Source organism: Streptomyces sp. NPDC050703, from assembly GCF_040654435.1.
Lineage (GTDB): Bacteria > Actinomycetota > Actinomycetes > Streptomycetales > Streptomycetaceae > Streptomyces.
The window spans coordinates 125,564-145,682 of record NZ_JBFAHX010000021.1; the positions used below are offsets into that span (position 1 = coordinate 125,564).

Annotated in this window: 17 protein-coding genes, 1 rRNA gene and 1 riboswitch; of the genes, 4 read left to right on the plus strand and 14 right to left on the minus strand. The window is 70.4% G+C overall.

Translation table 11 applies throughout. The features are described from left to right. Nucleotide 1: 1 nt before the first annotated feature. Nucleotides 2-781 carry a type II CAAX endopeptidase family protein gene (locus AB0I16_RS20735; protein WP_363250906.1) on the minus strand — a complete coding sequence of 260 codons (780 nt, stop codon included), beginning with the start codon at nucleotides 779-781 and terminating at the stop codon, nucleotides 2-4. A 209-nt stretch (nucleotides 782-990) separates the two neighbouring features. On the opposite strand from AB0I16_RS20735, the gene AB0I16_RS20740 reads away from it, so the two are divergent. Next, a complete protein-coding gene (locus AB0I16_RS20740; protein WP_363250907.1) occupies nucleotides 991-2,766 on the plus strand; it encodes a substrate-binding and VWA domain-containing protein in 1,776 nt (591 codons plus the stop codon). A gap of 20 nt (nucleotides 2,767-2,786) precedes the next feature. On the opposite strand, the gene AB0I16_RS20745 is transcribed toward AB0I16_RS20740, so the two are convergent. Then, nucleotides 2,787-4,307, minus strand: a complete 1,521-nt coding sequence (locus tag AB0I16_RS20745; protein WP_363250908.1) for a glutamate--cysteine ligase — start codon at nucleotides 4,305-4,307, stop codon at nucleotides 2,787-2,789. Between the two features lie 481 nt (nucleotides 4,308-4,788). On the opposite strand from AB0I16_RS20745, the gene AB0I16_RS20750 reads away from it, so the two are divergent. Then, on the plus strand, nucleotides 4,789-5,373 hold the full coding sequence (locus AB0I16_RS20750; RefSeq protein ID WP_363250909.1) for a hypothetical protein: 585 nt from the start codon (nucleotides 4,789-4,791) through the stop codon (nucleotides 5,371-5,373). Between the two features lie 313 nt (nucleotides 5,374-5,686). Further along, a complete protein-coding gene (locus AB0I16_RS20755; RefSeq protein ID WP_363250910.1) occupies nucleotides 5,687-5,893 on the plus strand; it encodes a DUF5999 family protein in 207 nt (68 codons plus the stop codon). A gap of 131 nt (nucleotides 5,894-6,024) precedes the next feature. Here AB0I16_RS20755 and gcvP read toward each other — a convergent pair whose 3' ends face one another. Then, complete coding sequence (gene gcvP, locus AB0I16_RS20760) at nucleotides 6,025-8,910, minus strand: aminomethyl-transferring glycine dehydrogenase (protein WP_363250911.1); 2,886 nt, start codon at nucleotides 8,908-8,910, stop codon at nucleotides 6,025-6,027. Nucleotides 8,911-9,109: 199 nt separating this feature from the next. Next, nucleotides 9,110-9,208: riboswitch (glycine riboswitch) on the minus strand. A gap of 174 nt (nucleotides 9,209-9,382) precedes the next feature. Here gcvP and AB0I16_RS20765 point away from each other — a divergent pair. Then, nucleotides 9,383-9,760: a PRC-barrel domain-containing protein gene (locus tag AB0I16_RS20765; RefSeq protein ID WP_363250912.1), complete on the plus strand. Its 378-nt coding sequence runs from the start codon at nucleotides 9,383-9,385 to the stop codon at nucleotides 9,758-9,760. A gap of 98 nt (nucleotides 9,761-9,858) precedes the next feature. Here the strand turns inward: AB0I16_RS20765 and AB0I16_RS20770 are convergent, their stop codons facing one another. The 11 genes from AB0I16_RS20770 to rrf form a co-directional block, all read right to left on the minus strand. Next, entirely contained in the window at nucleotides 9,859-11,226 is a 1,368-nt protein-coding gene (locus AB0I16_RS20770) for a DNA polymerase IV (protein WP_363250913.1), read from the minus strand. 46 nt (nucleotides 11,227-11,272) lie between these two features. Next, nucleotides 11,273-11,890 (minus strand): MerR family transcriptional regulator, encoded by a 618-nt coding sequence (locus AB0I16_RS20775; RefSeq protein ID WP_363250914.1) that lies wholly within the window; start codon nucleotides 11,888-11,890, stop codon nucleotides 11,273-11,275. Between the two features lie 169 nt (nucleotides 11,891-12,059). After that, entirely contained in the window at nucleotides 12,060-12,533 is a 474-nt protein-coding gene (locus AB0I16_RS20780; protein ID WP_030794342.1) for a bifunctional nuclease family protein, read from the minus strand. A gap of 98 nt (nucleotides 12,534-12,631) precedes the next feature. Continuing rightward, on the minus strand, nucleotides 12,632-13,372 hold the full coding sequence (locus AB0I16_RS20785) for a MerR family transcriptional regulator (RefSeq protein ID WP_363250915.1): 741 nt from the start codon (nucleotides 13,370-13,372) through the stop codon (nucleotides 12,632-12,634). 44 nt (nucleotides 13,373-13,416) lie between these two features. After that, nucleotides 13,417-14,385 carry an FHA domain-containing protein gene (locus tag AB0I16_RS20790; protein ID WP_363250923.1) on the minus strand — a complete coding sequence of 323 codons (969 nt, stop codon included), beginning with the start codon at nucleotides 14,383-14,385 and terminating at the stop codon, nucleotides 13,417-13,419. An 82-nt stretch (nucleotides 14,386-14,467) separates the two neighbouring features. Continuing rightward, on the minus strand, nucleotides 14,468-15,298 hold the full coding sequence (locus tag AB0I16_RS20795) for a DUF881 domain-containing protein (RefSeq protein WP_363250924.1): 831 nt from the start codon (nucleotides 15,296-15,298) through the stop codon (nucleotides 14,468-14,470). Nucleotides 15,299-15,303: 5 nt separating this feature from the next. Further along, on the minus strand, nucleotides 15,304-15,636 hold the full coding sequence (locus AB0I16_RS20800) for a small basic family protein (protein WP_030794354.1): 333 nt from the start codon (nucleotides 15,634-15,636) through the stop codon (nucleotides 15,304-15,306). Continuing rightward, on the minus strand, nucleotides 15,633-16,532 hold the full coding sequence (locus AB0I16_RS20805) for a DUF881 domain-containing protein (protein ID WP_363250916.1): 900 nt from the start codon (nucleotides 16,530-16,532) through the stop codon (nucleotides 15,633-15,635). Before AB0I16_RS20805 ends, AB0I16_RS20800 begins: the two co-directional genes overlap by 4 nt. A 111-nt stretch (nucleotides 16,533-16,643) precedes the next feature. Next, on the minus strand, nucleotides 16,644-19,139 hold the full coding sequence (locus tag AB0I16_RS20810) for a mannose-1-phosphate guanyltransferase (protein WP_363250917.1): 2,496 nt from the start codon (nucleotides 19,137-19,139) through the stop codon (nucleotides 16,644-16,646). A gap of 111 nt (nucleotides 19,140-19,250) precedes the next feature. Beyond that, nucleotides 19,251-19,859 (minus strand): CDP-alcohol phosphatidyltransferase family protein, encoded by a 609-nt coding sequence (locus tag AB0I16_RS20815; protein WP_363250918.1) that lies wholly within the window; start codon nucleotides 19,857-19,859, stop codon nucleotides 19,251-19,253. Nucleotides 19,860-20,031: 172 nt separating this feature from the next. Continuing rightward, nucleotides 20,032-20,119 (minus strand): 5S ribosomal RNA (gene rrf, locus AB0I16_RS20820); the annotation flags it as partial.

The following is a 20,119-nucleotide window of genomic DNA, read 5'->3' on the forward strand; positions in this document are numbered from 1 at the left end:
GTCAGGGTGTGGGAAGCCAGTCCACCTTGCCCGCGAGCAGCGCGTATCCGACGAACGCGCCGATGTCCAGCAGGGAGTGGGCCACGACCAGCGGGCCCACCCTGCCCCACCTGCGGTAGAGGAGCGCGAAGACCACACCCATGGCGAGGTTGCCGACGAAGCCGCCGATGCCCTGGTACAGGTGGTAGGAGCCGCGCAGCACCGAACTGCCCACCAGCGCGGCCATCGGCGTCCACCCCAGCTGGTGCAGCCTGCGCAGCAGATAACCGACGACGATCACTTCCTCAAGGACCGCGTTCTGGAGCGCGGACAGCACGAGGACCGGGTACTTCCACCACACGTCGGGCAGCGCCTCGGGGACCACGGTGAGGTTGAAGCCGAGGCCGCGGGCCGCGAGGTAGAAGGCGATGCCCGTGCTGCCGATCACCGCGGCGACGGCGGTGCCGCGCCCCAGGTCCGGCCAGGGGCGCGTCCGGTCGAAGCCGATCGTCCGGAGGCCCGCCCGCTCACGCAGGAGGAAGTGCGCGACGAGCGCGACCGGCACCAGCGCCGTCGTGATCCCGAAGAGCTGCCACGCGAGATCGAGCCACGGCCGTCCCGGTGCCGCCGACGCGTTCAGGGTGGCCGCCTGGTCCTTGAGGCCGCCCGGCTTCGTCACCGAGCCGACGAAGCTGATCAGCGCGGACACACCGCTCGCGCCCAGTGAGAGGGCCAGGACGAGCAACGTCTCGTCCCGCAGGGTCCGCCGCGCCGGCTCGTCCCCCGGAAAGGAACCGTCCATCGGCTCCGGCTCCGCTTGCACTTGTGCCTCCAGTTGAGTGATCCCGCCTCGTCCCCACCCCCGCCCCGCTAGGGTCTCGAAAGAGGTTACGGAGATCGCGCGACAGGCCGAGGGGGAGGCCGCCGTTCCGGGCGAGACGCCCCCTCTTTCCTTGCTGCAGCAGCTTGCTTCGGCACCTGCTCCAGCACTCAGGGAGGGGCACCACCGCCATGGGACGTCACAGCTTGCCCGATGAGCACGGGACGGACGCGCGCACCCCCCGGCCGCGCGCCCGTGTCCGCACCGTCGCCATCGCCACGGCTCTCGTCCTCGTCGTCGCCGGCGGCACCGCGGTGGCCGTCCGCAGCGGGCTGCTCTCCTTCCCCGGCTCGTGCGGTGCCGACGCCGTGCGCGTCGACGTCGTCGCCGCCCCCGCTGTGACGCCCGCCCTGCGCACCGCCGCCGAGCGCGCCAGGGAGCGGGAGATCACCTCCGACGGGCACTGCCTGGACGTACGCGTCACCGCCCGCGACTCCTACGAGGTCGCGGGCGAACTCCGCGCGGGCAGGAAGACCCCCGGATACGAGGTGTGGGTCCCCGACTCCGGGCTGTGGGTGCGGCGCGTCGGCCTCGGCACCAAGCAGACGAAGATCGCCGCCGCGGGGAACATCGCCTCCTCACCCGTCGGCATCGGCATGGTCCCCTCGACCGCCGAGACCCTGGGCTGGCCGAAGAAGACGTACGACTGGCCGGAGTTGGCCGCGGTCGCCCTGAAGGGCGACACGGTGCGTCTCGGCGCCGCCGACCCGGCGCGGAGCGCCACCGGTCTGCTCGCCCTGGCCAAGATCGGTGACTCGGCCCAGAAGCAGGGCGGCAAGCGGGGCGACACCCGGGCCGCGGCCCTGGCGAAGGCGCTCTCCGAGCGGACCACCGACACCGACGCGCAGTTGCTGGACACGCTGGCCCGCGACGGCTCCGGCGCCGAGAAGGGCGACCCGCGCCGCAACCAGGCACTGATCGTCTCCGAGCAGGCGGCGTTCGCGCACAACGCGTCGGCGGGCGAGGAGAACAGCCTCGACCTCTTCTACCCCGAGGACGGCTCACCCCGGCTCGACTACCCGTACACGCTGGTCGAGGACGACGAGATGTCCACGGACACCAGCCGCGCGGCCCTGCGCTTCATGGCGATGTTCAGCGAGGACGAGGGCCGGCAGATCCTGGCGGACCACGGTTTCCGGACCGACCCCGACGAGCCGTCGGACGCGCTGGTGGAGGCCGCGGGGGGACGCGCCCCGCAGCCGTACTCCGCCAAGGGTGCCGAACCGCCCGCCGACGAGCGGGTCGAGGAGACCCTCGGCATGTGGACGATCACCGTGCGGAACGCCCGGCTCTCGACGGTCGTCGACGCCTCGGAGTCCATGCGGCAGCTCGTGCCGGGGCAGGGCCGGTCCCGGATGGAGGTCACCAGATCCTCCCTGCTCCAGGCGCTGGCGGGCTTCACGGACGAGGACGAGATCGGCCTCTGGGAGTTCGCCACCGCTCTCGACGGGCGACGTGACTACCGCGAGCTTGAGCCCACCGAACGGCTCGGCGACCGCAGGGGGGACACCACCCACCGCGACCGGCTGACGAAGGCGTTCAGCGGACTCGAACCCGTGCCGGGCGGCGCCACGGGCCTGTACGACACCACGCTCGCCGCTTACAAGAAGGCACGCGCGACGTACGCCGACGGCATGTTCAACGCCCTGGTGATCCTCACCGACGGCGCCAACCAGGACCCGGGCAGCATCTCCCGCAGCTCCCTCGTCGCCCGGCTCGAAGAGCTCACCGACCCCGATGAGCCGGTGCCGCTCATCGCGATAGCCGTGGGTCCCGACGCCGACAAGGAGGAGGTCCAGCAGCTGGCCGCCGCCACCGGCGGCTCGGGCCACCAGGTCGACGACCCGACGCAGATACACTCCGTCATCCTCAAGGCCATCATGGAGGCGGGCGGCCACCAGCGCTGACGGCGGCTCCCCGGCGGGCTTCAGCCCCGCGGCACCACCGGCTCGGGGAGCCCCACCGGCCAGGTGTGCACCGGCTCCCCCTCGTGCATCAGCCGGCAGTACCGCTGGGTGGTCGCGGCGAGCGCCGCCTCCCTCGTGAGCCCGCTGTCCAGGGCCAGGTGGTAGGTCGCCGCCTGCCACGAGGCCCCGTTGACCCGCCGCCGGCAGCGCTCCTCGATCACCCCGAGGTACAGGTCCCGGTCCGCGGGCGCCACGCCCCACGCGTCGAGCCCGGCGGCGGCCAGCGGCAGCAGCTCCTCGCGTACGAGGTCCACGGCCGGCACCTCCGCGGTGCCGCCCAGTCTGCCGCGCCGCGGCCAGCGCAGGCCGGCGTCGATGCCGTGCCGGCACGCGACCTCGAAGTTGTGCGCCGCGGCCTCGAACGGCAGCCGGGTCCACACGGGCCTCGCCTCCTCGCAGAGCGCCCGTACGAGCCCGTAGTAGAAGGCGACGTTCGCGATGACGTCGGTGACGGTGGGGCCCGCGGGCAGCACGCGGTTCTCCACGCGCAGGTGCGGTACGCCGTCGGCGATGCCGTACACCGGGCGGTTCCAGCGGTACACGGTGCCGTTGTGCAGGGCGAGTTCGCCGAGGTGCGGGACCTCTCCCGCGTCGAGCACGGCCAGCGGGTCCTCGGGGTCCATCAGCGGCAGCAGCGCGGGGAAGTACCGCAGGTTCTCCTCGAAGAGTTCGAGCGGCCCGGTGATCCAGCGCTCCCCGAACCAGGTCCGCGGGCGCACGCCCTGGGCCTGCAGCTCCGGGGGCCTGGTGTCGGTGGACTGCAGGAACAGCGGCGGCCGCGACTCGCGCCACACCTCGCGCCCGAAGAGGAACGGCGCGTTGGCGCCCACGGCGACCTGTGCGGCGGCGATGGCCTGCGCCGCGTTCCACACGTCGGCGAACCGGTCCGGCGTGACCTGCAGATGCAACTGGATGGAGGTACAAGCCGCTTCGGGGGCGATCGAGGCGGAGGTGCAGGTGAGCCGCTCCACGCCCTCGATGTCGAGGGCGAAGGGCTCGCCGCGCGCGGCCACGATCTGTTCGTTGAGCAGGGCGTAGCGGTCGACGTCGGAGAGGTGGGCCGACGTCAGATCAGCGCTGTTCAAGGTCGGCAGAATACCGATCATGACAATGCCGGCGCCCAGTTCGTTCGCTTTTCTATGAGCGTAGTTGAGACCGGTGCGCAGTTCTTCGGCGAGCTGGTCGAGAACACGGCCGCCGAGCCGGTGCGGGGCAATGTTCACTTCCAGGTTGAACATTCCGAGTTCGGTCTGGAAATCCCGGCTCGCGATGCGCTCCAAAACCTGCGCATTCAACATTCTCGGCAGCCCGTCGGGCCCTGCGAGATTCAGTTCGATCTCCAGTCCCATGAGGTTCTGCGGCCGGTCGAACCGCTCCTCCTCCAGCAGGCGCTCAAGTCCCGTGAGGCACTTCTGGAGCTTGCTGCGGTAGCGGTCCCGATCGGACAGGTCGAACGCGCCCGCCGCGACCTTATCCCCCATCGCCTTGTCCTTCCTCGCGCGGGCAGCCGGGGGCCCGGCCGCTGTGTACGAGGGATGATGCCCCACCGATGTGATCCGTAACGCCCCGCGGGACGCGGCAGGACAGTAGACTCGGCCCCGCCGGGCCACGGCACATTCACGGGGCATGCGGCAGAGTGGAGATTCGCACCTGCGGGCGTGGTCAAAAACACCGATGAGAATCGGCCGACCGCTTCCGCCGAGGAATCGAAGGTCACGGCGTCGTCTCCCTCGCTAAATGGGGAGAAAAACCGCATCATGACGGCCCGATAAGTCCTTGCCGGAAATGTCGATCACCGTTAGATGAAACAACGCCTGAACACCCATCGTATAAACTCCGCATTCGAGGCAGAGTTCTGGCGCCCTGGTCCCCCGGCCCCCGCCCCTCTGACCCGAAGCTGACAGCGCCGTCACGCACCCGCCCCGCTCCACCGTGCCTGTCGAACGAGAGAGGCGACCCACCATGCCGCTGCATGTCCCCCCTGCCCCCGCACCCGCCCTGCGCAGCGTTCTCGCGGCACTCGGTTCCCCCACGGCCGTACGTGAGGCGCGCACCCCTACCCTGCGCGCCGCCCAAGGCCCCCTGAGCCCCGAACTCCCGCTGCCCGTCCACGTCCTGGAGCACCTCGCCCCGGGAGGCACCTCGCCCACGCGTCTCGCCGGCTGGCGCTTCCTGATCCGCGGCGGCGAGCGCGCGCTCGCCGCGGCCGACACGATGCTCACACCGGACGGCTGGGCCTTCTCGCACTTCTTCGAGGGCCCCTACATCGCCTCCACCGAACGGGCCCTGCGGCACGCCGAGGCCATGCCGATGCCCTGCCAGCCGCGGCTGCTCTCCGTTCCCGAGCTGTACATGCTGACGCTGTGGCTGCACCGCGACTGCACGGACGACGGCGCCGAGGGCCCGCTCGCCCCGGCCGACCTCCTCGTGCCGCTCGCGCCCGCACCGCCCGGCATCGCGGCCCACCGCCCGCACCGGGTCGCCGAGTTGCTCCAGGTCCTCACCCTGCGGCTGACCCCCGCGCCGCTGCTGAAGTCACCCGCCTGACGGCGCCACGCCCCTTCCGTCTCCCGTGCCCCGCAGCCGACGGCCGCGGGGCACGACGCTGTTCCCACCCGGGTGGACTAGCCCGGTCGGGCCACCCCGAACCACCCGAAGGGACAGTGGAGTTGGGCTGAACCGTCCGGCCGGGTGACACGTCATTAAGCAGGAGGAACCACTGCCGCAAAATCCCTGCGGATTGACGCCCGGAGGGCAACACTGGGAACGGACCGACTACAACGGGGGGGCGGTCATGAGTACCGCATCGAGCCACAGGACCGACGTCACAGCCATCGAATCGCAGCGAAAGAACCCTTCCATGTGCCAGCACCAACCACCGTGCCCGACAGCCGACTCCGCCGACCGGGAGGCCGCGCTCCTCGCGGCGAGCCACCCGGAGCAGGGCTGGAGCCTGCTGTGCAACGGCGTCCTGCTCTTCGAGGACACCGGTGAGCTGCTGCCGGACGGCCGCATCATCGCCCCGCACCGACCGCTGGGCACCGACCAGATCATGACGGCCGCCTGACCGCCGCCCGCGCAACCGCACGGACGGGCACCTCGCGCGATCCACGTGATCGGCGGAACACCGCGGGGCCGGCCCGGAGATCGCTCTCCGGGCCGGCCCCGACACATGCCCGCGGCGCGCGGGCGCACGCATCAGTGCTCGTACGCGTCCAGCGGCGGGCAGGAGCAGACGAGATTCCGGTCGCCGTACGCCTGGTCGATGCGACGCACCGGCGGCCAGTACTTGTCCGCCGCGGAGACCCCGGCGGGGAAGACGGCCTCCGCACGGCTGTAGCCGTGCTCCCACGCACCGCTCAGGGCGGCGGCGGTGTGCGGGGCGTTGCGCAGCGGGTTGTCGTCGGCGGCCCACTCGCCGGAGCCGACCTTCCCGATCTCCTGGCGGATGGCGATCATCGCTTCGCAGAACCGGTCGATCTCGTCCAGGTCCTCGCTCTCCGTCGGCTCGATCATCAGCGTCCCCGCCACCGGGAACGACATGGTCGGCGCGTGGAAGCCGTAGTCGATGAGCCGCTTGGCGATGTCGTCGACGCTGACGCCGGTCGCCTTGCTGAGCGGCCGCAGGTCGACGATGCACTCGTGCGCGACGAGACCGGCGGGGCCGGTGTAGAGCACCGGGTAGTGCGGCTCAAGGCGCTTGGCGATGTAGTTGGCGGAGAGCACCGCGACCTGGGTGGCGCGCTTGAGGCCCTCGCCGCCCATGAGGCGTACGTACGACCAGGAGATCGGCAGGATTCCGGCGGAGCCCCACGGCGCCGCGGAGATCGGGCCCACGCCGGTCTCGGGGCCCGCGGCCGGCTGCAGCGGGTGGTTCGGCAGGTAGGGCGCGAGGTGCTCGCGGACGCCGACCGGGCCGACGCCGGGGCCGCCGCCGCCGTGCGGGATGCAGAAGGTCTTGTGCAGGTTCAGGTGCGACACGTCGCCGCCGAAGTGGCCCGGCTTGGCGAGGCCCACCAGTGCGTTGAGGTTGGCGCCGTCCACGTACACCTGGCCGCCGGCCTCGTGCACCTCGGCGCAGATGTCGGCGACGTGCTCCTCGAAGACGCCGTGCGTCGAGGGGTAGGTGATCATCAGCACGGCCAGCTCGTCGCGGTGCTTCTCGATCTTGGCGCGCAGGTCCTCGACGTCGATCTCGCCGTCGTCGGCGGTCTTCACGACGACGACCTTCATCCCGGCCATGACGGCGCTCGCCGCGTTCGTGCCGTGCGCGGAGGACGGGATGAGGCAGACGGTGCGCTGCTCGTCGCCGTTGGCCCGGTGGTACCCGCGTACGGCGAGCAGTCCGGCCAGCTCGCCCTGCGACCCGGCGTTGGGCTGCAGGGAGACCTTGTCGTACCCGGTGACCTCGGCGAGCCGCTCCTCCAGCTCACGGATGAGCGTGAGGTAGCCCTGCGCCTGCTGGGCGGGCGCGAAGGGGTGCAGCGAGCCGAACTCGGGCCAGGTGACGGGCTCCATCTCGGTGGTCGCGTTGAGCTTCATGGTGCAGGAGCCCAGCGGGATCATGCCCCGGTCGAGCGCGTAGTCGCGGTCGGCGAGCCTGCGCAGGTAGCGCAGCATCGAGGTCTCGGAGCGGTGCTGGTGGAAGACCGGGTGCGTGAGGTAGGCGTCGCCGCGGAGCAGCCCCTCGGGCAGCGTGTCGGCGGCGGTGGCGTCGAGCGCGTCCACGTCGGCGTCGACACCGAAGGCGCCCCAGACCGCGCTGAGCTGCCGGCGCGTGGTCGTCTCGTCGCAGGACAGCGAGACGTGGTCGGCGTCGACGAGGTGGATGTTCACACCGGCCTCGCGGGCACCGGCGACCAGCTCGGCGGCCTTGCCGGGCGCCCGCACGGTCAGCGTGTCGAAGTAGGCGCCGTGCACGACCTCGTACCCGCCGCCGGTGAGGCCGGCGGCGAGCAGCGTCGCGTACCGGTGGGTGCGGCGCGCGATGGACTTCAGGCCATCGGGCCCGTGGTACACGGCGTACATCCCGGCCATGACGGCGAGCAGCACCTGCGCGGTGCAGATGTTGCTGGTGGCCTTCTCGCGGCGGATGTGCTGCTCACGGGTCTGCAGCGCGAGGCGGTAGGCCTTGTTGCCGTCGGCGTCGACGGAGACGCCCACCAGGCGGCCCGGCAGGCTGCGCGCGAACTTCTCGCGCACCGCCATGTAGCCGGCGTGCGGCCCGCCGAAGCCCATGGGGACGCCGAAGCGCTGGGTCGTGCCGACGGCGATGTCGGCGCCGAGCTCGCCGGGCGAGGTGAGCAGCGTCAGGGCGAGCAGGTCGGCGGCGACGGTGACGACCGCGCCCAGCTCGTGCGCCCGGTCGATCAGCGGCTTGATGTCGCGGACGGCGCCGGACGCGCCCGGGTACTGCACGAGGAGGCCCACGATGCCGCGCTCGGCGACGTCGGCGGGGATGCCGTCGCTCAGGTCGGCGACGACGATCTCGACACCGGTCGGCTCGGCGCGCGTCCGGATGACCGCGATGGTCTGCGGCAGCACGTCGGCGTCGACCACGTACACGCCGTTCTTGACCTTGCCCATGCGCCGCGAGAGGGCCATGGCCTCGGCGGCCGCGGTGCCCTCGTCGAGCAGGGAGGCTCCGGAGGTGGGCAGACCGGTCAGTTCGGCGACCATGGTCTGGAAGTTGAGGAGCGCCTCAAGGCGGCCCTGCGAGATCTCGGGCTGGTACGGCGTGTAGGCGGTGTACCAGGCGGGGTTCTCCATCACGTTCCGCAGGATCACCGGCGGCGTGAACGTCCCGTAGTACCCGAGGCCGATCATGGAGTCCAGGACCTGGTTGCGGTCCGCGAGCGAGCGCAGCTCGGCGAGGACCTCGGCCTCGCTGCGGGCGCCGGGCAGGTCGAGCGCCTCGGCGTTCTTGATCACATCCGGCACCGCGGCGGCCGTGAGCTCGTCAAGGGAGCCGTACCCGACCTGGGCGAGCATCTTGGCCTGTGCCTCGGCGTCGGGCCCTATGTGCCGCTGCTCGAAGGGGATGCCCTGCTCAAGCTCGGCGAGCGGGATATGGGTGGCAGTCATTGCGGAGGCCTCCTGGTCTGCACGACCTACGAGGGGTACCTCGGCGCGGGTACCCGGACGGCCTCCCCCTCTGTCATCTCAACCTGAGAGCTTCACCGGCGACACCCTCGACACACGAGGACGCCGGCCGGCTTTCACCGTCGGTGAGGGAGGATTTCGGACGTGCCCGCCCGACGCCCGCCCTGCTTTCCAGAGTGACCTCGTCCGTGCGGTACGGGTGCCTGAGAGATTCCGGGGAGGATTTGCTCCTTCGGCGCCTCCGGGCCTGTGGTCCGGAGAGCTCTCCCGCACGGGGTCAGCAGCCGCCGCCAGCGTACCAGCGAGGACCATGGCCGATCCCTCGAGTGGCCGCCTGCCGCGAAGTGCTCTTTCGTAGTGAGTACGAACGAACAATGATGAGTTGTCCCCCCGTCCCGGTGTCCCACACGCCGATATCCCGGTGTCCCACACCCCGCGACCAGCTGGAGGGCCCGTGCGAACCGACATCGATCCGCGCAACCTGATCGGCCGCAAGGCGTTCGACCGGAACGGGGCGAAGATCGGCACGATCGACGAGATCTACCTCGACGACGCCACCGGCGCCCCGGAGTGGGCGGCGATACGGACGGGCCTGTTCAGCCGCGACGCCTTCGTCCCCCTCGAACCCAGCGAGCTGGTCGACGACGGCACCCTCCGCATCCCCTTCGACCGCGCCCTGATCAGGGACGCACCCGACTTCGGCGTCGGCCGCCACCTCTCCCCCGCCCAGGAGCTCCAGCTCTACCACCACTACGGCCTGGACACGACGCCGCCGGGCACCCCGCCCCCGGACCGCGACTTCGGTCACGTGGTGGACCAGGACCCGGCCTGACCCGCGTCTCAGCCGTCCCGCTCGCCCCCGCGGCCGTCGCTCTCGTCTCAGCCGTCGCTCTCCTCGCAACCGTCTCTCCCGCCTCTCGGTGCCGGTCGTCACTCACCGCCCACCAGCGGCAGCGGCTCAGCGGGCTCCAGCTTCGGATCGTCCGTCCTGAACGTCCGCACCCGCCCCGGCGCCGACTGCGGCGTCTCGAAGCGCACCGTCACCCGGCCCAGGCCGCTGCCCTGGACCCAGCCGTGCCCGTGGTCGGCGTGCCGCACGTCGTGACCGGCCGCCCAGCGGCGCTCCGCCGGCGCCGCCCGCGCCTCGGCGGGCTCCGTCTCGGGGCCGATGACGGCCTCGCCCGCCCTGGGCTCAGCGGCCTCCCCGACATCTTCGGCTGCGGCCTCGGCGGCCTGCGCGAACAGGTCCTCCTGCGTGTAGTCGGCGAGGCCCGTGACACCGACGCCGAGCAGCCGCACGCCTCCGGTGGTGTCCACGGACTCCAGGAGCCGCGCCGCGGCCTCCCTGACCACTCCAGGGTCGTCGGTGGGCCCGCGGAGCGTCTCGGACCGCGTCAGGGTCGAGAAGTCGAAGCGCCGCACCTTCAGCACGATGGTCCGCCCGGAGTGCCCGGCGGCCCGCAGCCGCTGCACACACCGGTCGGCGAGCCGAGCGACCTCTCCCCTGACCCGCACGCGGTCGTGGATGTCCACGTCGTACGTGTCCTCGACACTGACCGACTTGGTGTCGCGCTCGGCCACCACGGGCCGCTCGTCGTGCGCCAGCGCCATCGCGTACAGCGAGACGCCGTGCGCCTTCCCCAGGAGCCGGACGAGCTCGTCCTCCCCGGCCTCCGCGATCTCCTCGACCGTGGTGATCCCCGCCCGCCGCAGATGGTCGCCCGTGGCGGGCCCCACCCCGGGCAGCGTCCGCACGGACATCGGCCCGAGCAGCGCCCGCTCCGAGCCCGGCGCTATCAGCACGAGACCGTCGGGCTTCGCCTGCTCGGAGGCGATCTTCGCCAGCATCTTGGAGACCGCGAGCCCCACCGACCCCGTCAGCCCGGTGACCGCCTTGATGTCCGCCCGCAGCCGCTCCCCCACGGCCCGCGCCGACGCCTCGTCGTCCGCGACGCCGCCCGCCTCCAGGTCGACGAAGGCCTCGTCCAGGCTGAGCGGCTCCACCAGCGGCGACAGCTCGCGCAGCAGCCCCATGACCTGCTCGCTGATCTCGCGGTAGAGACCGAAGCGCGGCACCAGATAGGCCGCGTTCGGCGCGAGCCTGCGCGCCTGCCCCATCGGCATCGCGGAGTGCACCCCGAACAGCCGCGCCTCGTACGACGCCGTGGCCACCACGCCCCGGGGGCCGAGACCGCCGACCACCACGGCCTTTCCGCGCAGACTGGGCTTCGCGGCCTGCTCCGCGGACGCGTAGAAGGCATCCATGTCCAGATGCAGGATCGTCGGCGCGCTTCTCACGCCTCCGATGCTGCCCTACGCCACTGACAATGCCCTGCCCGGCGCCTCAGACGGCCTTGTTGCGCCGCCTGGCCAGCTCGTCGGCGGGGTTGTGGCCGATGAGCGTCTCCCCGGTGTCGACGCGCTCTCCGTGCAGCTGGGACAGTGCGGCCTCGACGTCCCGCCACACCACGCCCACGGCGATGCCGAAGACGCCCTGGCCGCCCTGGAGCAGCTCGTGGACCTCACCGGGCGACGTGCACTCGTAGACCGTGGCGCCGTCGCTCATCAGCGTCATCCGCTCCAGATCACGGAAGCCGCCGTGCCGCAGGTGCTGCACCGTCGTCCGGATGTTCTGCAGGGACACACCGGTGTCGAGCAGCCGCTTGACGATCTTCAGGACGACGACGTCCCGGAAGCTGTAGAGCCGCTGGGTCCCGGAACCGCCCGCCGCCCGCACACTGGGCTCGACCAGACCGGTCCTTGCCCAGTAGTCCAGCTGGCGGTACGTGATGCCCGCCGCCGCGCAGGCCGTCGGCCCCCGGTAACCGATCTGCTCGGAATTCTCTGACGTAGCGTCCCCGCTCCCCTGGACCGCCATCGGTCGTTTCGGAGAGTGATCGGCCGCGCTGCCGTAAAACGGGTAGGGGCCGCCCACCGCCGTACCGTCGCCGCTGCTTCTCACGCCGACCTCCGTCCTTGACCTGCCTTCTCGAAGGTAGGCAGTCACCAGGGGCTCGTCAACGATCGCCACACTCGCCACGCCGAGTGATAATCACCCTGAGAGTGGTTTCGCGTACCTCGCCACGGGGAAAGGCTGCTCGAATGGCCCGAAGTCGGCCTCCCGAAGCGGCTCACTGGCTGTTGGTGCCGAAGTCCTCGGGAGAGATCTGGTCGAGGAACTCGCGGAACTTCTCCACCTCGTCCTCCTGCTCGTCCGGGATCGCGATCCCGGCGTCGTCGAGGACCCCGTCACTGCCGTAGATCGGCGTGCCCGTGCGCAGTGCCAGCGCTATGGCGTCGGACGGCCTCGCGCTCACCTCCACGCCGCTGGCGAAGACCAGCTCGGCGTAGAAGACCCCTTCTCGCAGGTCCGTGATGCGCACTTCGGAGAGCTCTTGGCCCACCGCTTCCAGCACGTCCTTGAAAAGGTCGTGGGTCAGCGGCCGTGCGGGTGCCATGCCCTGCTGTGCGAAGGCGATGGCGGTCGCCTCACCTGGTCCGATCCAGATGGGAAGGTACCGGTCGCCTCCCACTTCACGCAGGAGCACGATCGGCTGGTTGGAGGGCATTTCGACCCGGACACCTACGACGTCGAGCTCGTTCACACAGCAACCCTAGGACGTGGTCGGCAGGTTTGGGTAGTCGGGCACCCGCCGAGTACGGCGCGGGCAGGCGGGCCGGGCGTCCACGGACGCCCGGCCGGTCACGGCAGTCTGATCCCGAGAGCGGTCTGCACGAGGGCCGAGTGCAGCTTTCCCGTCAGGCCCGCGAGCTCCTTGGTGCGCGCCTCGGCGTGCGCCCTGGTCTGCGGGTTGCGGTGGCGCCGGAGCGGGGCGACGACCTGGTCGACGAGGCCGGCCTCCCGGTCGGCGGCCGACTTCATGGCGCGCAGATGCCGCGGCTCGATACCGAACCTGCCCAGCTCGACGACGAGCGAGGCGACCGTGACGGCCTCCGCGTCATATCCGCCGTCGGGGAGCTGCGCGACCAGTCCGTACGTCTCCCACTCCGCGAGCTGCTGCTCGTCGATCTCGGCGAGGGCGAGCAGCTCGTCGCGGCCCACACGGGCCGCCGTGGGGCCTTCGAGCTCCTCCTGGCCCTCGGCGTCGCCCGGACCCCGCTGACGCCCCAGGGAGGGCAGCGGAGCCCGCTCACCCCGCTCCAGCGCGTCGAGGTACTCGCGGATGACCTTGAGCGGCAGGTAGTGGTCCCGCTGTATCCGCAGGACGTGGCCGAGACGCTCGACATCCTCCGGGCTGAACTTCCGGTAACCGGAAGGGGTGCGCTGCGGTTCGATGAGGCCCTCGGACTCCAGGAAACGGATCTTGGAGATCGTGACCTCGGGGAACTCGTCACGCAGCGCGTTCAGCACGGTACCGATGCTCATCAGCCGACGGTCCGTGGCGGTGCCGGTGTCGGCACCGCCCCTCGGTGTTTGCAGCATGGACCTTCCATGGGGGTGTTCCCCGGAGCAGGTCCGGGGGCGGATCAGATGCCGACGCTCCGCTGACTCGCGTAGAACACCAGCCGGTACTTGCCGATCTGCACCTCGTCGCCGTTCGACAGCGCGACCGAATCGATGCGCTCCCGGTTGACGTACGTGCCGTTGAGGCTGCCCACGTCCGCGACGGTGAAGGAACCGTCCTGGACGCGACGGAACTCCACGTGGCGCCGCGACACCGTCACGTCGTCCAGGAAGATGTCGCTCTGCGGGTGGCGTCCCGCGGTGGTCAGGTCTCCGTCGAGCAGGAAACGGCTGCCCGAGTTCGGCCCGCGGCGCACCACGAGGAGCGCCGAGCCCAGCGGCAGTGCGTCGACAGCGGCCTGCGCCTCCGGGGAGAGCGCGGGAGACGGGTTCGTACCCGTCGCCTCCGCGTCGTAGGCCTCAAGGCCCGAGATGGAGATCGTGGAGGTCGTCTCGGAAGCACGCTCCGGCGTGGCCCCGGCCCGCAGCGGCGCACCGCAGTTGGAACAGAACCGGCTCGCCTCGGCGTTGCGGTTGCCGCACCTCGTACACACCAGGGCCATGGACGGATCCTCCTGCCGCGGCTGCCCCGAAGGGGCGTTCGATGCGTACGGGCCGGGGGTAAACCCTCCACCCGCACTTGAGGTTGACGGTTCTCCGAAACCTATGCGGCCGGGACCGGCAGGGTCAACAGACGACGCGCCCTGTCCGCCCGAAATGTCTCCACCCTGGCCGGCGACCTGATCGCGGAACATCGGGCGCTCTCCGCCCTGCTCCTCGGCCTCTCCATGACGCGGGGCACGGTGACGGGCAGTGGCGGGATTCCCGCTGTCCTCACGTGCACTCTTGCCGAACAACTTCGCAAACAACTTCACGGGCGATTCCCCTTGACCGAAACAGACCCGCCCGTGGGGCAGGACGAACCCTGATTGCACACACCGGCACTCATCGGTGAACCGGACATCCTCATAACGTCCGAAGTCACCAAACAGTTTCCACCACGCACCGTGCTTCCGGTGCGCCGACCCCCCGCAACCTCATGCCCTTGCCGCGCGGCCCCCATGCGCCCGCGGCTCACTCCGACGACGACCGAGCGTAGTCAGGCTGCTTCGCGGGTCGCAAGGCGCTCACGACGATCTTCTCCGAGCGGGTCACGGTGACCGTGGCCTGCTCCTTCTCCAGAGTCTGCACCACACCCCCGGGAATGTTCAGCGCGGGCTCGAGATCGTGCGGCTTGCCGATCACCTTGAAGAGGTACGGCGCGCCGACCTTGCGGCCGTCCACCCGCACGCCACCGCCGCCGGCGTCCGACAGATGGGTGCTGGCCACCACACGTACATCGTTGACCTGGATCGCCTCCGCGCCGGCGGCACGGAGCTCCTGAATGGCGTCGAGCAGCATGTCCGCCTCGATCGCCCCCTTCTTGTCCTCGATGGCCAGCGTGATGCCGGGCCCCTGGGCGGCGACGGTACCGGCCAGGATGCCGAGTTGCCGCTCCCGCTCCACCGTCTGCTTGCGGGCTTCCTCGGCCTGGTCCGAACTGTTCTCCAGCCCGGTCCGCTGCTCCTCGAGACCCCGCTTCTCCTCTTCCAGACGTTCAGTACGGTCATCGAGTTCATCGAGGATGCGTACGAGATCTTCCTGACGTGCCCCGCGCAGCGCGCTGCTGTCGTTGTTGGACCGCACCTGGATGGCCAGACCGAGGCCCAGCACGAACAGCAGCAGGGCCACGATCAGTTGGGGCCGCGTCACCCGCGGCGGCCACAGGCCCTTCACCAGCCGCTGGCGGCCGGTGAGCCGCGGCCTGCCGCCGGCCGGCCCGGCGGGTGCCTCCGGCTCGGCCGCGGGCACCTCCGCGGGCAGTTCACCGCGGAGGGGGAACTCGGGCTTGTCGTCAGCGCTCATCGGCGTCACGCCCTGAAGATGTGCCGGCGGATCGCGGCGGCGTTGGAGAAGATCCGGATGCCGAGGACCACGACGACACCCGTGGACAACTGGGCGCCCACGCCCAGCTTGTCGCCCAGGAACACGATCAGGGCGGCCACCACGACGTTCGACAGGAACGACACGACGAAGACCTTGTCGTCGAAGATGCCGTCGAGCATCGCGCGCAGCCCGCCGAACACGGCGTCCAGGGCCGCGACCACGGCGATCGGAAGGTACGGCTCGACCACCGCCGGAACCTCGGGCCGAACCAGCAATCCGGCCACGACTCCCACGACGAGGCCCAGTACGGCGATCACGATGTGCCCTTTCCTGCCTTCGGCTCTGCTGTACGTACGGTCACACTCGGCGCGGCGGGCAACCGGAGTTCGTCCGACACGGAGATGCTGGTCCGGATGCCGAAGTTCTCCTGCAGCGCGTGCAGATACCGACCGTCGTGGCTGTTCTGGAACCGGGCGCTCAAACGTTTCCCGTCCCCCACCGCGAGCACCGTATACGGCGGCACCAGCGGCCTGTTGTCGACCAGTATGGCGTCACCCGCGGCCCTGATCGCCGACAGCGCGGTGAGCCGCTGGTCATTGATGGAGATCGCCTCGGCCCCCGACTGCCACAGGCCGTTGACGACGCGCTGCATGTCGCGGTCCCGCACCCGTCCGGTGTCGGAGAAGTCCGCGCTCTCGCGCGGCCCGCCCCCGCCCTGGTCCGCCGCCTTCTTGTCGTCCACGACGAGCCGCACGCCGGGCCCCTGGACCTTGGTGGCGCCCGAGAGGAGACCCACCAGTTCGCCCTTGCTGCCGCCGTGCTCCTCCAGCGCGGCCCGCTGCCGTTCGCCCACGTCGTCGCGGAGCTCGTCCACGTCGTCCTCCAGCTTGTCGGCGCCGGCCGTCGCGTCCTCGACGCGGTCGATGAGCTCCTCGCGCTCCTTGGCGACCACCGGCGCGGCTATCCGCGCCTCGGCCGCGCCCACGGTGACCACGAGGGCGGCGAGCACGAGCCCCGCCGCGAGACCGAGCTTGGCGCGCAGCGGACGCGGCACGCCGCTGTCACCCCTGGCCCGCTTCCGGGCCGCGGCCTCCGCGTAACCCTCGTCGAGGCTGTGGTCCATGACCGTGGTGAGCAGCGACATGGAGGCGTCCGGACGCCGGGGGCGTACAGGGGTGCTCCGAACGGGGGGCTGCTGCGGCATGCCGCACATCGTCGCACGTCGCGGGCGCTACCTCCGAATGGCCCCACCGTCGTACCCCGAACGACCCCATGGGCGTGCCGGGCAGCACCTGTCCCGGTGCTGCCCGGCACGCGCGCGTGGTCAGTGACCCGCGCTGTCCACCACGGCTGCCCACTCGTCGAGCAGCGCCTGGGCGGACGCGTCATCCGGGCCCTCGGCCCACAGATGAGTGACGGCCTCGGCCGGGTCCGGCAGCACGAGCACCCATCGGCCGTCGGCCTCCACGACCCGCACACCGTCGGTGGTGTCGACGGAGCGGTCCCCGGCCGCCTCCACCACACGCCGCATGACGAGCCCCTTGACGGCCCACGGCGTCGCGAGGTCACGCCGCTGGACATGAGCGCGCGGAATGCGCGCGTCGATCTGGCTCAGCGTGAGCTGCGTACGCGCCACCAGGCCCACGAGCCGCACGAACGCCGCCGTCCCGTCGAACACGTTGCTGAACTCCGGCACCACGAAGCCGCCGCGCCCGTCGCCACCGAAGATGGTCGACTCGCCGCCCGCGACCCGCGTCAGGTCGTCCGGCGACGTGGTCGTCCAGTCCACCTGCGTTCCGTGGTACGCCGCGACCTGCTCGGCGATGCGCGTCGTCGTCACCGGCAGCGCCACCCGCCCGCTGCGCCGCTCGGCGGCCACCAGGTCGAGCATGACCAGCAGGGCCCGGTCGTCCTCGACGATCCGCCCCTTCTCGTCCACCAGCGAGAGCCGCTCGCCGACCGGGTCGAAGCGCACGCCGAAGGCGGCCCGCGCCGAGGCCACGATCTCACCGAGCCGCACAAGGCCCGACCTGCGGGCGTCGGCGGTCTCGGTGGGCCGCGACTCGTCGAGGCCCGGGTTGATCGTGAGCGCGTCCACCCCGAGCTTGCCGAGGAGGCTGGGCAGCACGAGGCCGGCGCTGCCGTTCGAGGCGTCCACGACGACCTTGAGCCCCGACTCGGCGACCCCGGTGGTGTCGACGTTCCTCAGCAGGGACCCGGTGTAGGAGTCGTAGACGCTGGACGGGAAGTGCAGGTCGCCGATCTCACCGGGGAAGGCACGCCGGTACTCCTGGCGCGCGTACACGCGGTCCAGCTTCCGCTGCCCCGCCTGCGACAGGTCGGCTCCCTGCCCGTCGAAGAACATGATGTCGACGGAGTCGGGCACCCCGGGCGTCGTCCGGATCATGATTCCACCGGCACTGCCCCGGGCGGTCTGCTGGCGTGCCACCGGCAGCGGCACGTTCTCCAGGTCGCGTACGTCGATAGCGCTGGCCTGCAGCGCCGAGATGACCGCCCGCTTGAGGGCACGCGCGCCTCGGGAGTGGTCACGCGCGGTCGTGACGGTCGAGCCCTTCTTCAGGGTCGTCGCGTACGCCCCCGCGAGGCGTACGGCGAGCTCCGGCGTGATCTCCACGTTCAGGATGCCGGAGACGCCACGCGCGCCGAACAGGTGCGCCTGGCCCCGGGACTCCCAGATGACCGACGTGTTGACGAAGGCGCCCGCCTCGATCGTCTTGAACGGGTAGACCCGCACATTGCCCTGAACGATCGATTCTTCACCGACGAGGCACTCGTCGCCGATGACGGCGCCGTCCTCGATGCGTGCGGCCCGCATGATGTCGGTGTTCTTGCCGACGACGCAGCCGCGCAGATTGCAGTGCTGCCCGATGTAGACGTTGTCGTGCACGACCGCCTTGTGCAGGAACGCGCCGCTCTTCACGACGACGTTCGAGCCCACCACGGTGTGCTCTCTGATCTCGGCGCCCGCCTCGACCTTGGCGTAGTCCCCGATGTAGAGCGGGCCGCGCAGCACGGCGTCGGGGTGCACCTCGGCGCCCTCGGCGACCCAGACGCCCGGCGAGATCTCGAAGCCGTCGAGTTCGACGTCGACCTTGCCCTCCAGGACGTCGGCCTGGGCCTTGCCGTAGCTCTCGTGCGTACCGACGTCCTCCCAGTAGCCCTCGGCGACGTAGCCGTAGATGGGCTTGCCTTCCTTCATCAGCTGCGGGAAGACGTCGCCGGACCAGTCGACCGACGTGTCGGCCTCGACGTAGTCGAAGACCTCGGGCTCCATCACGTAGATGCCCGTGTTCACCGTGTCGGAGAAGACCTGGCCCCAGGTCGGCTTCTCAAGGAAGCGCTCGACCTTTCCTTCTTCGTCGACAATGGTGATGCCGAACTCCAGCGGATTGGGTACGCGCGTCAGACAGACGGTGACGAGCGCGCCCTTTTCCTTGTGGAAGTTAATCAGGTCGGTGAGGTCGAAGTCGGTGAGCGCGTCGCCGGAGATGACGAGGAAAGCGTCGTCCTTCAGCGCTTCCTCGGCGTTCTTCACACTGCCGGCGGTGCCGAGCGGCTTCTCCTCGTTGGCATACGTGAGCTCCATGCCGAGCTCTTCGCCGTCGCCGAAGTAATTCTTGACCAGCGATGCCAGGAACTGCACTGTTACTACGGTCTCGGTGAGCCCGTGCCTCTTCAGCAACCGAAGCACATGCTCCATGATCGGGCGATTGGCCACGGGAAGGAGCGGCTTGGGCATGCTGGAGGTCATCGGGCGAAGGCGTGTGCCCTCACCGCCGGCCATTACGACGGCCTTCATGTCGGAAACGTCCTCCTTATAGACGACGATGTCGCCGACAAGCCCGCCGCGTGAGGCCCGTACCAGTCGGATACGGGCCTTCGTGCCTCTGCGGCCGCCGAGTCGGCGGGCTCAATCGGTCATGCTGTCCACCTTGACAAGTCGGCGGACCTGAACCACATACAGGATTCCTGCCCACCAATACAGCGTTGTACCCCATCCGGCGAACGCCCATCCGAAAATAGCAGCGAGAGAAGCGATCCATCCGCTTCCGTCGCTCAGCAGCAGTAGTGGAAAGGCGTACATCAGGTTGAAGGTGGCGGCCTTGCCCAGGAAGTTCACCTGGGGCGGCGGATAGCCGTGACGCCGGAGGATGCCGACCATCACCAGGAGAACCAGCTCGCGCAGGAGAAGCGCCGCGGTCAGCCAGAGAGGCAGAATCTCCCGCCAGGTGAGGCCGACGAGCGTCGAGAGGATATAGAGCCGGTCGGCGGCAGGATCGAGCAGCCGGCCGAGGCTGCTGATCTGGTTCCAGCGGCGCGCGAGCTTGCCGTCGAGATAGTCGCTGATGCCGCTCAGCGCGAGGACAAGCAGCGCCCAGCCGTCGCTCTTGGGCCCTCCGAACTCCGGCCTGAGGATCAACCACAGGAACAGGGGAACGCCGACCAGGCGCGCCATGCTGAGGATGTTCGGGATGGTGAGGACACGGTCCGTCTGGACGCGTGTCTCCTGGACCTCCACCCGGGGGCCTCCTGTGGGAAAGAGCCGATGATGCCCCCTGACCCTACCCTCAGCCGCAAGCCGTAGGTACGTGAGGGTGGGCCGGCCCCTGGTCGGAACGTCCCAGAACAACCCCGTCCCCGAACGCAGAAAACCCCCGCACCAAAAGGTGCGGGGGTTTTCCCTAAAAGGAGTTCGGCGGCGTCCTACTCTCCCACAGGGTCCCCCCTGCAGTACCATCGGCGCTATGAGGCTTAGCTTCCGGGTTCGGAATGTAACCG

Bases quoted from the DNA above. Each gene is read 5' to 3' on its own strand.
- AB0I16_RS20735 (WP_363250906.1), bottom strand. From the start codon at position 781: ATGGACGGTTCCTTTCCGGGGGACGAGCCGGCGCGGCGGACCCTGCGG.
- AB0I16_RS20740 (WP_363250907.1), top strand. From the start codon at position 991: ATGGGACGTCACAGCTTGCCCGATGAGCACGGGACGGACGCGCGCACC.
- AB0I16_RS20745 (WP_363250908.1), bottom strand. From the start codon at position 4,307: ATGGGGGATAAGGTCGCGGCGGGCGCGTTCGACCTGTCCGATCGGGAC.
- AB0I16_RS20750 (WP_363250909.1), top strand. From the start codon at position 4,789: ATGCCGCTGCATGTCCCCCCTGCCCCCGCACCCGCCCTGCGCAGCGTT.
- AB0I16_RS20755 (WP_363250910.1), top strand. From the start codon at position 5,687: ATGTGCCAGCACCAACCACCGTGCCCGACAGCCGACTCCGCCGACCGG.
- gcvP (WP_363250911.1), bottom strand. From the start codon at position 8,910: ATGACTGCCACCCATATCCCGCTCGCCGAGCTTGAGCAGGGCATCCCC.
- AB0I16_RS20785 (WP_363250915.1), bottom strand. From the start codon at position 13,372: ATGCTGCAAACACCGAGGGGCGGTGCCGACACCGGCACCGCCACGGAC.
- AB0I16_RS20795 (WP_363250924.1), bottom strand. From the start codon at position 15,298: ATGAGCGCTGACGACAAGCCCGAGTTCCCCCTCCGCGGTGAACTGCCC.
- AB0I16_RS20805 (WP_363250916.1), bottom strand. From the start codon at position 16,532: ATGTGCGGCATGCCGCAGCAGCCCCCCGTTCGGAGCACCCCTGTACGC.
- AB0I16_RS20810 (WP_363250917.1), bottom strand. From the start codon at position 19,139: ATGAAGGCCGTCGTAATGGCCGGCGGTGAGGGCACACGCCTTCGCCCG.